Origin of the sequence: Corynebacterium sp. MSK004 (assembly GCF_030232515.1) — a bacterium.
Classification (GTDB): Bacteria; Actinomycetota; Actinomycetes; order Mycobacteriales; family Mycobacteriaceae; genus Corynebacterium; species Corynebacterium hesseae.
In genome coordinates this window covers 25,380-39,200 of sequence record NZ_JASPKB010000008.1, presented here as the reverse complement: position 1 = coordinate 39,200, position 13,821 = coordinate 25,380, and the positions used below count along the sequence as shown (strand labels likewise).

At 62.0% G+C, this 13,821-nt stretch carries 14 protein-coding genes; 9 read left to right on the top strand and 5 right to left on the bottom strand.

The window, feature by feature from the left end:
- The first annotated feature begins 9 nt into the window (after positions 1-9).
- Genes recX through QP999_RS10220 form a run of 4 tightly spaced genes read left to right on the top strand, consistent with a single transcriptional unit; the run spans position 10 to position 3,939 of the window.
- Entirely contained in the window at positions 10-609 is a 600-nt protein-coding gene (recX, locus tag QP999_RS10235) for a recombination regulator RecX (RefSeq protein WP_284848247.1), read from the top strand.
- On the top strand, positions 606-2,168 hold the full coding sequence (miaB, locus tag QP999_RS10230) for a tRNA (N6-isopentenyl adenosine(37)-C2)-methylthiotransferase MiaB (RefSeq protein WP_284848246.1): 1,563 nt from the start codon (positions 606-608) through the stop codon (positions 2,166-2,168). The genes recX and miaB overlap by 4 nt, the downstream gene beginning before the upstream one ends.
- A 21-nt stretch (positions 2,169-2,189) precedes the next feature.
- Positions 2,190-2,822, top strand: coding sequence for an Rv2732c family membrane protein (locus QP999_RS10225; RefSeq protein ID WP_070524499.1), 633 nt, complete (start codon positions 2,190-2,192; stop codon positions 2,820-2,822).
- 28 nt (positions 2,823-2,850) lie between these two features.
- Positions 2,851-3,939: an alkene reductase gene (locus tag QP999_RS10220; protein ID WP_284848245.1), complete on the top strand. Its 1,089-nt coding sequence runs from the start codon at positions 2,851-2,853 to the stop codon at positions 3,937-3,939.
- Here the strand turns inward: QP999_RS10220 and QP999_RS10215 are convergent.
- A complete protein-coding gene (locus QP999_RS10215) occupies positions 3,921-4,997 on the bottom strand; it encodes a GNAT family N-acetyltransferase (protein WP_144675125.1) in 1,077 nt (358 codons plus the stop codon). The two genes, QP999_RS10220 and QP999_RS10215, sit on opposite strands and share 19 nt — an antisense overlap.
- 18 nt (positions 4,998-5,015) lie before the next feature.
- The gene (locus QP999_RS10210) at positions 5,016-6,332 is read right to left on the bottom strand and encodes a DUF349 domain-containing protein (RefSeq protein WP_070524496.1); all 1,317 of its coding nucleotides are present in this window, start codon (positions 6,330-6,332) and stop codon (positions 5,016-5,018) included.
- 131 nt (positions 6,333-6,463) lie between these two features.
- On the opposite strand from QP999_RS10210, the gene QP999_RS10205 reads away from it, so the two are divergent.
- The 3 genes from QP999_RS10205 to dapF are packed head-to-tail and all read left to right on the top strand — an operon-like array spanning position 6,464 to position 8,870.
- Positions 6,464-7,096 carry a hypothetical protein gene (locus QP999_RS10205; RefSeq protein ID WP_193634493.1) on the top strand — a complete coding sequence of 211 codons (633 nt, stop codon included), beginning with the start codon at positions 6,464-6,466 and terminating at the stop codon, positions 7,094-7,096.
- The gene (miaA, locus tag QP999_RS10200; protein WP_193634492.1) at positions 7,096-8,022 is read left to right on the top strand and encodes a tRNA (adenosine(37)-N6)-dimethylallyltransferase MiaA; all 927 of its coding nucleotides are present in this window, start codon (positions 7,096-7,098) and stop codon (positions 8,020-8,022) included. The genes QP999_RS10205 and miaA overlap by 1 nt, the downstream gene beginning before the upstream one ends.
- A gap of 11 nt (positions 8,023-8,033) precedes the next feature.
- Positions 8,034-8,870: a diaminopimelate epimerase gene (gene dapF / locus QP999_RS10195; RefSeq protein ID WP_070524493.1), complete on the top strand. Its 837-nt coding sequence runs from the start codon at positions 8,034-8,036 to the stop codon at positions 8,868-8,870.
- Positions 8,871-8,887: 17 nt separating this feature from the next.
- Here the strand turns inward: dapF and QP999_RS10190 are convergent, their stop codons facing one another.
- Positions 8,888-9,421: a hypothetical protein gene (locus QP999_RS10190; protein WP_070524492.1), complete on the bottom strand. Its 534-nt coding sequence runs from the start codon at positions 9,419-9,421 to the stop codon at positions 8,888-8,890.
- Positions 9,422-9,442: 21 nt separating this feature from the next.
- Positions 9,443-10,225: a hypothetical protein gene (locus tag QP999_RS10185; protein WP_070531387.1), complete on the bottom strand. Its 783-nt coding sequence runs from the start codon at positions 10,223-10,225 to the stop codon at positions 9,443-9,445.
- A gap of 122 nt (positions 10,226-10,347) precedes the next feature.
- Between QP999_RS10185 and hflX the strand changes: the two genes are divergently transcribed.
- The gene (gene hflX, locus QP999_RS10180) at positions 10,348-11,826 is read left to right on the top strand and encodes a GTPase HflX (RefSeq protein WP_070686213.1); all 1,479 of its coding nucleotides are present in this window, start codon (positions 10,348-10,350) and stop codon (positions 11,824-11,826) included.
- 34 nt (positions 11,827-11,860) lie between these two features.
- Entirely contained in the window at positions 11,861-13,141 is a 1,281-nt protein-coding gene (locus tag QP999_RS10175) for a uracil-xanthine permease family protein (protein WP_284848244.1), read from the top strand.
- A 363-nt stretch (positions 13,142-13,504) separates the two neighbouring features.
- On the opposite strand, the gene QP999_RS10170 is transcribed toward QP999_RS10175, so the two are convergent.
- Positions 13,505-13,774 (bottom strand): HPr family phosphocarrier protein, encoded by a 270-nt coding sequence (locus tag QP999_RS10170; protein ID WP_010190265.1) that lies wholly within the window; start codon positions 13,772-13,774, stop codon positions 13,505-13,507.
- Positions 13,775-13,821: the final 47 nt, after the last annotated feature.

Sequence of the window (13,821 nt, the reverse complement as noted above, 5' to 3'; positions counted from 1 at the left end):
ACGGGATCTATGGCACAACCCTCACCGGAGAAGATTGAGAAGCTGCGCCAGGCCCTCGAATCCTATGAATCAGGTGACGCGGGCGGACAGCTAGTTGACGCAGAAGCCGAAGCTGCGAAGGCTCCCGTGCGTTCTCGTGCGCTCGGTCTGCTGGACCAGAGAGCGCGTTCCCGCAAGGAACTGCGTGACCGCCTTGTTGCTGCGGACTTCGAGCCCGACGTGGTCGAGGAAGTTGTTGATGACCTCGCAGATGTCGGCCTTGTTGATGACGCGAGCTTTGCCAAGGAATGGGTTCGCCAACGCCATGCGCGGCGCGGCAAGTCGTCCCGCGCCCTCAACGTGGAGCTCAAGGAGAAGGGCGTTGATGCCGCTGATCGGGCCGCAGCCTTAGAGCAGATTACAGAAGCATCTGAAGAGGCTGTCGCCCGCCAGGTCGCGGAGAAGAAGGCACGGACGCTTAAAAAGGTTCCGGCCGACCGGCATGAAAGGGACAAATTCCTGCGCCGCATCGTAGGAACGCTCGCGCGGCGCGGCTACAACCAGGAACTTGTCATGCGCATATCCATCGAGGCTCTTGATGCGCGCATCACCGAATTAAAGGCATTATGAGTAGTCGGACTGGCCAGTTAGAATGTCCCCCCGTGACCTCCCCCGTAAGTAATACTCAGCCCCGCACCTATGAGGTGCGGACTTTTGGCTGCCAAATGAACGTTCATGACTCAGAGCGCATCTCCGGCCTGCTAGAGGAAGCCGGATATTCGGCAGTACCGGATGGCGTCGAGCCTGACCTCATCGTCTTCAACACCTGCGCAGTACGCGAGAACGCCGATAAGCGTTTGTATGGCACCCTGGGTGCGCTCAAGAAGACGAAAGAGAACCACCCCGGCATGCAAATTGCGGTGGGCGGCTGCTTGGCGCAAAAGGATAAGGACACAGTCCTTGACCACGCGCCGTGGGTCGATGCGGTATTCGGCACCCACAACATGGCGGCTTTGCCGACACTTCTCGAACGCGCCCGCCACAATGATGAGGCCCAGGTTGAAATCGTCGACGCGCTTGAGGCTTTTCCCTCCGTGCTGCCGGCCAAGCGCGAGTCCGCCTATGCCGGGTGGGTATCGGTCTCCGTGGGCTGCAATAACACCTGTACTTTCTGCATCGTTCCTTCCCTGCGCGGCAAGGAAGAGGACCGCCGCCCTGGCGACATCCTCGCAGAGGTTCAGGCCTTGGTGGAGCAGGGAGTGTCCGAGGTGACGTTGCTGGGCCAAAACGTCAATGCCTATGGCGTCAATTTCGCTGACCCGGACCTGCCGCGAGACCGCTTCGCCTTTTCCAAGCTGCTGCGGGAAGTGGGCAAGATCGAGTGGCTTGAGCGCCTGCGCTTTACTTCCCCGCACCCGGCAGAGTTCACCTCCGACGTCATCGATGCCATGGCGGAGACTCCGGCTGTGTGCCCACAGTTGCACATGCCGCTGCAGTCTGGCTCCGACAAGGTGCTCAAAGACATGCGCCGTTCCTACCGCACGAAGAAGTTCCTAGGCATCCTCGACGAAGTGCGCGAGAAAATGCCGCACGCCGCCATCACCACCGATATCATCGTGGGCTTCCCCGGTGAGACGGAGGAGGACTTTGAGGCCACCCTGGATGTCGTGCGTCGCGCCCGCTTTGCCTCCGCGTTTACCTTCCAGTATTCGCCGCGTCCGGGAACCCCGGCTGCGGTCATGGAGAACCAGATCCCGAAGGAGGTAGTGCAGGAGCGCTTCGAGCGCCTCGTAGCGCTCCAAGACTCCATCCAGGCCGAGGAGAACGCGAAGCTCATTGGCACCGATGTGGAGCTCCTGGTCCAGGCGGAAGGCGGCCGTAAGTCCGCCGAGACCCACCGTCTTACCGGCCGTGCTCGCGATGGCCGCCTCGTTCACTTTGCGCCGGTCGATGGTGAGGGCAAGGACATCTCCGCGGAGATTCGCCCTGGCGATGTCGTGCACACCACCGTGACGGATGCGGGCTCTTTCTTCCTCATGGCCGATTCCGGTGTCAGTGAGCACCGCCGCACCAAGGCCGGCGACATGTCGGCTGCGGGGCAGACCCCCACCACGGCACCGATTGGGGTGGGGCTGGGCCTGCCGGGCGTCGGCAAGCCCAGCGCTCCCGCTGATTCCTGTGGCTGCTAGAAGGGAGTAGGCTCCGATTCTATGAGTGATGACTTGAAGCAGGTGCGCGATGCTGTCGCCGCAGAAAAGCGCGCGGCGAAGACCATCGAACTGGGAAAGCACAAATATGCGCTCATCGTGTCTGTCGTGGCGTGGGTAGCGTATCTGGTGTTGCCTTATGCCGGTGATGCCCGTGGATGGGAAGCACTCTTCGTAGGCGGAACCGCCGAGGGAGTGCGAATCTCACTTATGGAGACCGTTAGCGCCTGGTTAGCGTTGGGTGGCGTGGGAATTCTGACTACCGCTACGATCCTTACGCGGCGGACGTCTGTGGCTCTCGCCGCATGGATGATGGTGACCATCTCCTTTTTCGTTAACTTGTGGGGATTCTGGTACCGCGGCGGTGCCGCTGAGGGGGCATCTATTGGCATGTACGTGGGCGCTGTGTCTACGTTGGTGGCCTTCCTGGTGTACTGCCAAGTGGCGTTGCGCCGCAGCCCTGAGCAGCTAGCCGCCGCGGAGCGCGTGCGGGAAGTCTCGGGGCAGCTTGACCACGTGGGAGTCCTGCAGAACGAAGCCGCGACCGCGCTTCCAGCGGAACAGAACCCGCTGCTTATCGACGACCGCCGCTCACGCGCCGCCTCACGCCACCGGAGCCAGCAGGGCGAGGAATAAGCGTTCCTAGATTCGTGTTGTGGAGTGCATGGCTACACTCTTTGACTCTTTAGAACTGGGACGACTAACGCTTCCAAACCGCGTGACGATGGCGGCTTTGACCCGGTCGCGCGCAGGTCGCGACGGTGTCCCCACGCAGTTGCACGAGAGGTACTACGCGCAACGCGCCTCCATGGGGCTAATCGTGACAGAAGGCGTGTTCCCAGCGGTGACCAGCCGTGCCTTCCCAGGCCAGCCTGGTATCGAGACACCAGAGCAGATAGCTGGGTGGCGTCGCGTGGCGAAGTCCGTTCACGATTCCGGCGGGCGCATCTTCATGCAGGTAATGAATGGCGGGCGTTTGTCTCATACCAGCCTTCTTGAAGGAGCGGAGCCGGCAGCTCCCTCCGCGCTGGCCTCCGGCACTGCGGTGAGAGATTTCGAATCCCGTAAGGAGTGCCCAGTGCCCCGAGCACTCGATAGTGAAGAGATGCCGCGCATCATCGATGAGTTCCGGCAAGCCGCACGCAACGCCATTGACGCAGGCATGGATGGCGTAGAGATCCACGGTGCCAACGGCTATCTCCTGCATCAATTCCTTTCCCCGAGCTCGAATCACCGCGACGATGCTTATGGCGGAAGCCCGCAGAAGCGCTATCGCCTTGTGGAGGAGATCCTGCGTGCGGTGGCTGAAGAGATTGACGCGGACCGCCTTGCGCTGCGCCTATCGCCGCAAAACAATATTCAAGGCATTGAGGAAAGCGACACTGAGGATGTGCGCGCCACCTACGGTGGGCTGCTTCGCGCCATCGAAGACCTCGGCTTGGCCTATGTTTCTTTCCTTCACGCAGAGCCCACTAGTGAGCTCATCACCGAGCTGAGCACTCATGTTCGCGCCAACGGGAAGACACGCGTCATCCTCAACTCAGGCTTTGGTCGCATCACCCAGCGGGAGGAGGCCGAGCAGCTGGTGCAGCACGGCGATGCCGTGGCGGTGGGGCGGCTGGCCATCTCGAATCCGGACCTAGTCCGCCGCTGGCAGGAGGAATTGCCTGTCACCGCGCCGGATGAGAGCACGTTCTACACGGGAGGGGAGCGCGGCTATACCGACTACCCCGTTTATACAGTGAGCTCGTAGGCGCTGCTGGCGGAAATGACGTGCGCCCCGAGGCGGGCATACAGCGCGTTCATCGCTGGATCGGCCTGGGCCACTGAGCAATACGCACGGCGCACGGTGGGCCAGTGGTGCGCCACTGCGTACTGAGCGTGCTGTTTGGCGCGCGTGGCGAACCCGCGGCGTCGGTATTCACGGTCAGTCACTGTAAGCGTCCACTCGCACACCTCGGGGTCTGCATCGCCGTGACGGGAGAGCTCCGTGAGGGCGACGACATTACCTTGGTCGAGAATACCCACGAGCAGAGTGTGCGCTCCGCGGGAGCGCAGTCGGGCGTGAGCCTCCTTGAGGCGCTGCCGCGTCCACACGATGGGCTCGACGCTCAAGTCACCGTAGACCGCGTCGGTGGAGGCGAGGGTGAGCAAGCGGAGGACGTCGTCAAGCAGTGCATCCGGAATATCGTAGTCCGGCCAGACGTGCGCGCCGAGGACCGGGGAGGTGGCAGCGATGTCGATGTACATCTGACGCTCGGCGTGCTTCTGGCGAAAGCCCAGTTCGAGGTAGGCCTGCGACATCGGATCGTATGAGTAGTCCGCGTCCGGCGGGTACAGCATGCCAACCTGGGCATTCTTGCGGCCTAGCTGGCGGGTAAGGCGGAGGGCTTCGCGGGCCAAGATCCGCGTGACCTCGAGGGCTTCCGGCTCCAGCTCTTCCCCAGGCAGCGGGAGGAGATCGGCGGCGAGGACGCACTCGATGTCGGCGTTATCTGTCTCTTCCAAAAGCGGAAGCGAGATGTGGATGAAACCGTCGAAGTCAATTTCCGGGCTGGGCTCGGCGGCCGAAATAACCGGCAAGCCTAACTCTCCAGCTGGGCCCAAGACGGAGTCTGTCAGACCAAAGAGGTAGGTGCGTGACTCCGTAGAACCTTGGAGACGCTGGAGCACGCGACGTGGAGAGCCACTGGCTGCGGGATCACCGCTGGCCTCTTGCGCGGCAAGGTTAGCGTCGAAGACGAAGCTGCGGAGACAGTCAGCCGGCTCAGCGTGTGCCGAGCCCGGCGGGGCGACGATGTGAACGAACACTCAGGCTACGCAGCGCGCTTACTTGCCGTTGACAGCAGCCGCGGCGGCATCCGCGAACTCCTGCCACTGCTTGGCCTGGGCACGCAGATCCTCTGCCTTCTTGGTATTGCCCTTGGCCTCAGCTGCTTCTGCTTGAGCGGTGAAGTCATCCACCTTGGCCTGGAACTGAGCCACGCGGGCCTGGGCCTCCGGATCGGTCCGGCGCCACTCTGAATCCTCGGCATCGCTTACGCGCTTTTCCAGAGCGGAAATCTTAGCCTCGAACTCGCGCACCTGATTGCGTGGGACGAAACCAATCTCCTCCCACTTTTCTTGCAGCTCTCGCAGCTTGGCCTTCGCCGCGTCGAGCGACTTGGTGGGATCAATCTGGGAGTCATATTCCGCAATGAGTGCGTCCTTGGCGGCGGCGTTCTCTGCGAACTGCTTGTCGCGCTCATCGTTGACGGCGTTGCGGGCATTAAAGAAGTGGTCCTGCGCGGCGCGGAAGCGGGCCCAGAGCTTGTCATCAATCTCGCGCGGCGCGCGGCCAGCGGCCTTCCACTCCGTCATGAGGTCGCGGTAAGCGCGCGCCGTCTCACCCCAGTTGGTGGATTCCTTGATAGCTTCTGCGCGCTCAACCAATTCTTCCTTCTTGGCGCGGGCAGCAGCGCGGTTGCGGTCGAGCTCAGCGAAGTGCGAGCCGCGGCGGCGGTTGAAGGAATCCCGGGCGCGGGAATAGCGCTTCCACAGGGCATCATCCGTGTGGCGGTCGATGCCGCGGATCTGCTTCCATTCCTCGAGGATGGCGCGGATTCGGTCGCCGGCGGCCTTCCACTCCGTCGAGTTAGCGGCGATGTCCTCGGCCTCTGCGGCGAGCTTCTCCTTCTTTGCGATTGCCTCCTCGCGGCGGCGGGCCTTATCGGCCTGTGCTTGTTCGCCGGCCTCCACAGAATGCTCGATGACGGTGCCTAGGCGCTGATCCAAGGCTGCAATATCACCAATCACCGCCTGCGTGGGCAGGGATTCCCGCAGCTCTGCCGCGGTAGCCTTAATCGATGCTGCATCGCCCGGATGTGCATTCAGGCGGGATTCCAGCAGCTCGATCTCGGTAGACAGATCATCGTAGCGCGCGCCAAAATGCGCTAGGCCTTCTTCGGGAGTACCCGCCTGCCATTCACCGATCTTGCGTTCGCCCTCGGGTGCTTTGACATACACCGAACCATCAGCATCAACGCGGCCCCACTGAGTGGGATCGTTCTTCACGGGCTGCACCGGGCGAGCTGCCGGGGCGGACGGAGTTGGGCCGGGACGAGAACCCTTGCGGGGCATGGCTCCAGGGGAAGGAATAGCGGACATGGTAGGAAACCACCTTCGGTACTATCGCGCCGCGCGACACGGCTGCCAGAACTTATGTCACACAACACTACCGTTTCAGCCGCGCAGCCGCGTGTTAACCCCGAAAAACTAACCTTATAGGATGGGAGTCGATGCAGAATCTCATGATTATGCCAGCCTCACCGGCCCTGGCGGAAGAACTCTCACCCAGCGACGATGCCTCGCGTGCGCTGCTCAGTGCTGCGTGCGAGTTGGCCCGTGATGCCGCACGCGTGAGCGGCAGCAGCCCCCTCCAGGTGGACATTGTGGGATCGCGCGACGTGCGCTGGCGTACCGAGCACACAGGGAGCTTGAAAGCATGGGGAGCACCACAGGTCAACGTCGGCGGCGGGAATTTCCTTCCGGAAATCATGGCCCGCTACGTGCTTAACCGTGCGCTTAATCTCACTTCCGATAAACCGGGCTTCGTGGTGGAGGATTCTCGCGCTGAACTCGGTGAGGTCCGCCCCGGGCGCCTGACCGTAGTCTGTGTTGACGGTTCGGCCGGCCTGACCGAGCGCGCGCCGCTTGCGCTTGTCGATGGCGCACGGGATGCACACCTGTGGTGCGAAAGCATCCTAGCGGGAGGGGAAGGCCACTGCGACGAAGAGCGCCTCCGCGCTGCCGGTGTGCTCGAGACGAGCCTCTGGGCGCAGTTGGCAAGCGTGCACCCGCGTCACGCGGAGCTTCGGGCAGCGGATTCAACCCTGGGGGTAGGACGCTATGTGGCGGGGTGGCAGTGCTAATGCCTGATATTCAAGCACCCGGCCCAACCCCTATAGCGGTGGTGGGTCCGACGGCCTCCGGGAAATCAGCGCTCGGGGTAGCCCTGGCCCACGAGCTCGACGGGGAAGTTGTCAACGTCGACTCGATGCAGCTCTATCGGGGCATGGATATTGGCACAGCCAAGCTGACAATGGAGGAACGCGAAGGCATTCCGCACCATCAGCTCGATGTGTGGGACGTGACGGAAACGGCGTCGGTAGCGCGCTATCAGGCCTCCGCCATCGCGGATATTGACGGCATCCGTGCACGCGGTAAAACCCCGATTCTGGTGGGCGGCTCCATGCTGTATGTCCAATCGCTCGTGGATAACTGGCAGTTCCCACCCACTGACCCGCAGGTGCGGGCCCGCTGGGAGGCCCGGCGTCAAGAGATTGGTACCGATGCTCTGCACGCGGAGCTGGCCGCTGTGGACCCAGCGGCCGCAGCCATCATCGAGGACAAAGATCCGCGCCGCACCGTGCGCGCGCTGGAGGTTATCGAGCTTACTGGGAAGCCCTTCAAAGCCAGCCAGCCACCGAAGAATGCTCCGCCCCGGTGGGGGACGATAATCCTCGGTCTGCGCACGGATTCCAGCTGGCTGAACCCACGCATTGAGCTGCGCAGCCGCCTCATGTTCGATAAAGGGCTCGTGGAGGAAGTTGAAAACCTCCAAGCCCACGGTCTGAAGGCTGATTCCACAGCAGGCCGGGCGATCGGTTACGCACAGGTGCTGCAAGCCCAGCGCGGCGAGCTGACATGGGAAGAAGCAGTGGAGCGCACCATCACCGGAACCCGCCGCTATGTGCGCCGCCAGCGCTCCTGGTTCAACCGCGACAAGCGGATCCAGTGGTTCGATGCTGCGGCCGAGACGACGCCGCAGGCATTGCGCATCGTGGAAGGACAGTAGACTTTAAACCTATGAAGTTTGCAAAAGGCCACGGAACTGAGAACGACTTCGTCATTGTGGAAGGAACAGAAGCGCTGCCGCCGGAAAAGGTAGTGGCTCTGTGTGACCGTCGTGCGGGAATCGGTGCGGACGGCGTGCTGCGCGTTATCCGCGCCGGTCAGCTGCTTGCCAATGGGGAGATTGAGGAACTCGCGCCGGGTATCGCTGCGGAGGACTGGTTCATGGACTACCGCAATGCGGATGGCTCGATTGCGGAGATGTGTGGCAACGGCACCCGGGTCTTCGCGCACTGGGTCCGCTCCCGGGGGTTGGTGGATACGGACACCTTCACCGTGGGCACACGCGCCGGAGCCAAGCAGGTGACCGTGCACTCCTTCAACGACTCGGCGGCCGAAGTCAGCGTGGAGATGGGCCCAGCACAGGTGCTCGGCGTCTCCACAGCGTCGATGGCGGGGGAGAGCTTTGCCGGCCTTGGCGTAGACGTGGGAAATCCCCATTTGGCGGCGGTTATCCCAGACCTTAGCGCAAAGGAATTGGCTGGAAAGCGCCTCGAGCAACCGGTATTTGATACGGACTTCTTCCCGGCTGGCGTCAACGTTGAGCTGGTCACGCCCTTGGAGGACGGAACGGTTCACATGCGCGTCTTCGAGCGCGGCTCGGGCGAGACCCGTTCGTGCGGCACCGGGACGGTGGCGGCAGCGTGCGCCGCGCTTGCCGACGCCTCCCGCATCACCGGCAGCGTCCGCGTCATCGTCCCCGGCGGCCAGGTCCAGGTAGAAATCACCGAGGACGGTTCCACGCTGACGGGCCCTTCGCGCATCGTGGCAACTGGTGAAACGTCACTATAGGGCTTTCAGGACGGCGTTTAGCGTCCGTCCTCCTTTTCGTAATTGGTTCCCAAGGCCAAGGCGGCGCGGCGGGCGGCGAGCCAGGCTTCTTTGAGCTCGGCGGCGCGCTCATCGGCTACCTTGAGCAGGGATTCAAGCTCACTTGTCTCGGCATTCGGCGAGTTTACTCGAGCGTCGAGGCGGCGTAAGAAGCGTTGCGCGCCATGCATCTCGTAGTGGAACGCTTCGATGGCGGGGTTGGCGCAGTCGGCGTCGACAAGCGCCGGGCGGTGCAACGTGCGGTCGGCGAGGGACTCTGCGTCGTCGCTCGTGGCAAACGTCGCGTAATCCTCAAGCACTCCCGTGATGTCCTCCACCGTGAGCGCAATAGAAGCCCGCAGTGCTGCATGTTCCGAGGCGTTGGGGCGGGCGTCGGCAAAGAGCCACAGCGCTGCGCACACAAACGCGGCGAGGATAACCCCCGGCAGCTTCAGCGTCAGAATCAACACCGCAGCGGTAACCACGGCGAGAAGCAGCGCGAGGCCGCGACGCTGAGATGCGGAAAAACTCATGTGAACTACTCTACGGAAGTTCTAGTGACCGCCGCAGCCGCCGGAGCCGCAGGCGCACCCGCCTTCGCCGCCACAGCCACCAGTGGGCAGCGCGATCGAGGCGGTCAGCATTGCCGAACCCGCAAGAACGGAATCCTTTACCGGGAGGTCTCCAAAGCTCTCGGGTAAGCAGAGATCGAAGGGGAATGCACCATCCATGACCAGATGCATGAAGCGTTCACCGGTGAGCTGGTTGTGGCGCCACTCGGATTCCATGACCCGTGCTGCAAAGGTGCAGCCCGGGGTGGGGGTTTCGGCGCCAGAGCCAGCCGCGACAATGTCCGCGCCCGCGGACTCAAACGTGGCCGGGTAGCTTCCCTTCGCTGCTTCGTAGGCATCTGTGCTGTCGAATGCGGAGACGTTGAGACCCATCGCAGTGAGCTCTACTTGCTGCCACTGCTGGGTGTCTTCGTCAGCGAGGAGCGGGCCCTGCGCCAGATTTGCCGTCGCCTGCGCGAGCACGTTGCCGAAAGGATCAATGATCTCCAGGAAAGCCAAGACATCATTAATCATCGACACGTGGGCGAAGCCCTGGGTAACGCCCTCGAAACCAATGAAGGTGGCGAAAGGCTCGACGGCGAGGATATTGAGTTGCGCGCCGGAAGGATCCGCGAACTGGATAAGTTGTCCCCCGCGAACCTCCCCGGTCACTGCCAGTTGATTGGTGGAAATGGCTGCCTCAACGGCGTCCTGCCAGCGCTCGTAGTTAAGGCCGATGGCCTGCATCTCTGGGTGGGAGGTTTCTTTCACGGTCATGCGCACCATTGTATCTGTCGCAGAGGGGACTCAAAAACCATCGCTGATACGTCACCGCGCTGCGGCAGTTCGTGGGAACAGGAAGCGGAGATTCCCAGTTGAGAGCGGCAACGTGCAAGAATAGGGAGCATATGACAAAAGAAACCCATGATGATCTCCTCGCGCAGGCTTTTGGTGAGCCCGCGCCCAAATCACAGGAGCCAACTACCGGTGATCTCGACCTTGCGGAGCGCAACGCCTTCCGGCGAGTAAACCGTGAGACCACCATCCGCGCGGAAGACACCACCGATGGCTACGAGGTGGAGTATCGAAAGCTGCGCCTTGAGCAAGTGGTGCTCGTGGGAGTGTGGACCGAAGGTACCGTGGCCGAGGTCGAGGCTACGATGGCGGAGCTAGCCGCCCTGACGGAAACCGCGGGAGCCGAAGTCGTCGAAGCCTTGTACCAGAAGCGCGATAAACCGGATCCGGGCACCTATATCGGTTCGGGCAAAGTGAACGAGCTCAAGGACATCGTGGCTGCTACTGGCGCGGATACCGTGGTGTGCGATGGCGAGCTAACCCCCGGCCAGCTCTCTGCCTTGGAGCGTGCGCTCAACACCAAGGTCATTGACCGCACCATGCTCATCCTGGATATCTTTGCGCAGCACGCCAAGTCCAAGGAAGGCAAGGCCCAGGTCTCGCTCGCGCAGCTGGAATACCTCTATACCCATACCCGTGGTTGGGGTGGAAACCTCTCGCGCCAGGCGGGCGGCCGCGCCGGCTCCAACGGTGGCGTGGGCCTGCGTGGTCCGGGTGAGACCAAGATTGAGACGGACCGCCGCCGCATCCGCACGCAGATGGCCCTGCTTCGCAAGGAGCTTAAGGCGATGAAAACGGCACGTGAGATTAAGCGTTCGCGCCGTGCGTCATCGACGATCCCTCAGATCGCCATCGCCGGCTACACCAACGCTGGCAAGTCCTCCCTCATTAATGCAATGACGGGTGCCGGCGTGCTGGTGGAGGACGCGCTCTTCGCGACCTTGGATCCCACCACTCGCCGCGCCGAGCTTGCCGATGGCCGCCAGGTCGTCTTCACCGATACCGTTGGGTTCGTGCGCCATCTGCCCACGCAGTTGGTGGAAGCCTTCAAGTCCACCTTGGAGGAGGTCCTCGCAGCAGACCTGATGCTGCACGTGGTGGACGGGTCGGATCCCTTCCCGCTGAAGCAGATTGAGGCCGTCAACCAGGTCATTTATGACATCGTGAAGGAGACCGGTGAGGAGGCACCGCCGGAGATCGTCGTGATCAATAAGATTGACCAGGCCGATCCGCTGGTGCTGGCGGAACTGCGTCACGTCCTCGACCGCGACAACGTTGTGTATGTTTCCGCCAAGACGGGGGAGGGCATTGATGAGCTCACCACGCGCGTGGAGCTGTTCCTCAACTCTCAGGATGAACACGTGCGGCTTCTCGTGCCGTTTACCCGCGGGGACGTGATCGATCGCATCCACACCCAAGGCACCGTGCGCGGCGAGGACTACACGGGGGAGGGCACGCTTGTCGACGTCCGCCTGCCAGCTTCCGTCGCCGCCGAGCTCAAAGAATTTCGAGTTTCTGACCAAGATGCTTAGGTTTCGGTGCTCGCGTGAGCCATAATTAAGGCTCGTGAGTAGTTTTGGCTGGGCCGTCCACGGGGACGGAAAGACGATTAAGCCGGGCGCGGTTGTCGCACCCGAAGAACGATTGAGCTGGGGCCGCACCATCGGCATCGGCATGCAGCACGTGGTGGCCATGTTTGGTGCGACGTTGCTCGTGCCCACCCTGACCGGATTCCCGGTCAACACGACGCTGCTGTTTTCGGGTTTGGGAACGATTCTGTTCCTCCTGATTACCCGCAACCGCTTGCCTTCCTACCTGGGCTCTTCCTTCGCGTTCATTGCGCCGTTGAGCGCCTCCCAGCAGTACGGCATTGGCGCGCAGGCAGGTTCCGTCCTCGTGACTGGCTTGGTCTTGGTGGCCATTGGTCTCGCGGTGAAGGCGGCGGGCCGAAAGGTCCTCGACGCTGTCATGCCGCCGGCCGTCACCGGTGCCATTGTTGCGCTGATCGGCCTCAACTTGGCTCCCAATGCGGCCACCAATTATTCGAGTCAGCCGCTGGTTGCCACGGTGACGCTGGCGGTCATCATCCTCGCCACTGTCGCTGGGCGGGGCATGGTTTCGCGTCTGTCGATTCTGATTGGTGTCGTCGTCGGCTGGGATTTCGCGGCCGCCACAGGCAACCTCGGTGAGGGCGCGGTGGAGTCTATTCGCGAGGCGGCTTGGATTGGCTTCCCGCAGTTCCATGCGCCGGAGTTCCACGTTTCAGCCATCGCGGCAGCACTTCCGGTGTTGGTCGTTCTGATTGCTGAAAATGTCGGCCACGTTAAGGCGGTCTCTGAGATGACCAAGCGCGACCTCGATGATCTCGCTGGCGATGCTCTCATCGCGGACGGCCTGGCTACCTCCCTGGCCGGTGGTTTCGGTGGTTCCGGCACCACAACCTACGCGGAGAACATCGGCGTCATGGCCGCCACCCGCGTCTACTCGACGGCCGCCTATTGGGTAGCCGCTGTTACCGCTATCGCGCTGGCCTTCATCCCGAAGTTTGGCGCGCTTATCTTCACCATCCCCACCGGCGTGCTGGGTGGTGCTTGCATCGTCCTCTACGGCCTTATCGGCATGCTTGGCGTGCGCATCTGGATGGACAACAAGGTCAACTTCAACAACCCGGTGAACCTTACTGCGGCGGCAGTGGCGCTCATCGCGGGCATTGGCAATCTCACGCTCGACGTCTTCGGCGTGACGCTCGAAGGTATTGCCTGGGGCTCGGTTGGCATCATCGTGCTCTACCCGGTGATGAAGAAGCTTTACGGCAGCATCGGCGAGGGCCGCGGCGCGAAGTACTAGAGGCGCTTCCGCCGACTAGCGAGGATAAGGGACCGGAGCAAAAGCACCATCTGGACGCGTATTTACGCAAAACCCCAGATGAATGTGTGCAGAAGTCTGCATAAGGTGCTTTTACTTCGGTCCCTCTGCGGTATGAGGCAGCGCATCCACATGGTTCTACTCACATGGTTCGGGTCAGAAGGTTTTCTTGGGGTCAAGTGAACCTTATAGGCACCTCTATATGGTTTCCTTGCCCCCAGCAAAACCGTTTGAGTAGAGCCCGATGACTAGAACCTTTTGCTAGACAACCAAGCAACGAAAAGCTCCCGCCACCCGCAGCGTAAGAGGGAAGCGGGAGCTGCCGTTCTATAAACGGAAAGTGCTTTAGGAAGCGTCGAGGTCCTGCTCGATGAGGCCGGCAATCTTCTCGACAGCCGCCTCGTTCTCGGAGGTCACGGTGACTTCGTCGCCCTGCTCGGCGCCGAGAGCCATGATCATGAGGGAGGAAGCAGCATCGGTCTCATCCTCATCCTCATCGCCAACGAGGGTGAGGAAGATGTCCTCATCGAACTCAGCGGCAGCGTCTGCGATGATGGAAGCCGGACGTGCGTGCAGTCCGACGGAGGAACCAACCTTGACGGTCTTAGAAGCCATGATGATAATCCTTTCGAATTACGGTATTTCGTGCTTACAAGTGTACG

Excerpts from the sequence above, each read along its gene's own strand:
- recX (WP_284848247.1), top strand. The coding sequence starts at position 10 with ATGGCACAACCCTCACCGGAGAAGATTGAGAAGCTGCGCCAGGCCCTC.
- miaB (WP_284848246.1), top strand. The coding sequence starts at position 606 with ATGAGTAGTCGGACTGGCCAGTTAGAATGTCCCCCCGTGACCTCCCCC.
- QP999_RS10225 (WP_070524499.1), top strand. The coding sequence starts at position 2,190 with ATGAGTGATGACTTGAAGCAGGTGCGCGATGCTGTCGCCGCAGAAAAG.
- QP999_RS10220 (WP_284848245.1), top strand. The coding sequence starts at position 2,851 with ATGGCTACACTCTTTGACTCTTTAGAACTGGGACGACTAACGCTTCCA.
- QP999_RS10210 (WP_070524496.1), bottom strand. The coding sequence starts at position 6,332 with ATGTCCGCTATTCCTTCCCCTGGAGCCATGCCCCGCAAGGGTTCTCGT.
- QP999_RS10205 (WP_193634493.1), top strand. The coding sequence starts at position 6,464 with ATGCAGAATCTCATGATTATGCCAGCCTCACCGGCCCTGGCGGAAGAA.
- miaA (WP_193634492.1), top strand. The coding sequence starts at position 7,096 with ATGCCTGATATTCAAGCACCCGGCCCAACCCCTATAGCGGTGGTGGGT.
- dapF (WP_070524493.1), top strand. The coding sequence starts at position 8,034 with ATGAAGTTTGCAAAAGGCCACGGAACTGAGAACGACTTCGTCATTGTG.
- QP999_RS10190 (WP_070524492.1), bottom strand. The coding sequence starts at position 9,421 with ATGAGTTTTTCCGCATCTCAGCGTCGCGGCCTCGCGCTGCTTCTCGCC.
- QP999_RS10185 (WP_070531387.1), bottom strand. The coding sequence starts at position 10,225 with ATGGTGCGCATGACCGTGAAAGAAACCTCCCACCCAGAGATGCAGGCC.
- hflX (WP_070686213.1), top strand. The coding sequence starts at position 10,348 with ATGACAAAAGAAACCCATGATGATCTCCTCGCGCAGGCTTTTGGTGAG.
- QP999_RS10170 (WP_010190265.1), bottom strand. The coding sequence starts at position 13,774 with ATGGCTTCTAAGACCGTCAAGGTTGGTTCCTCCGTCGGACTGCACGCA.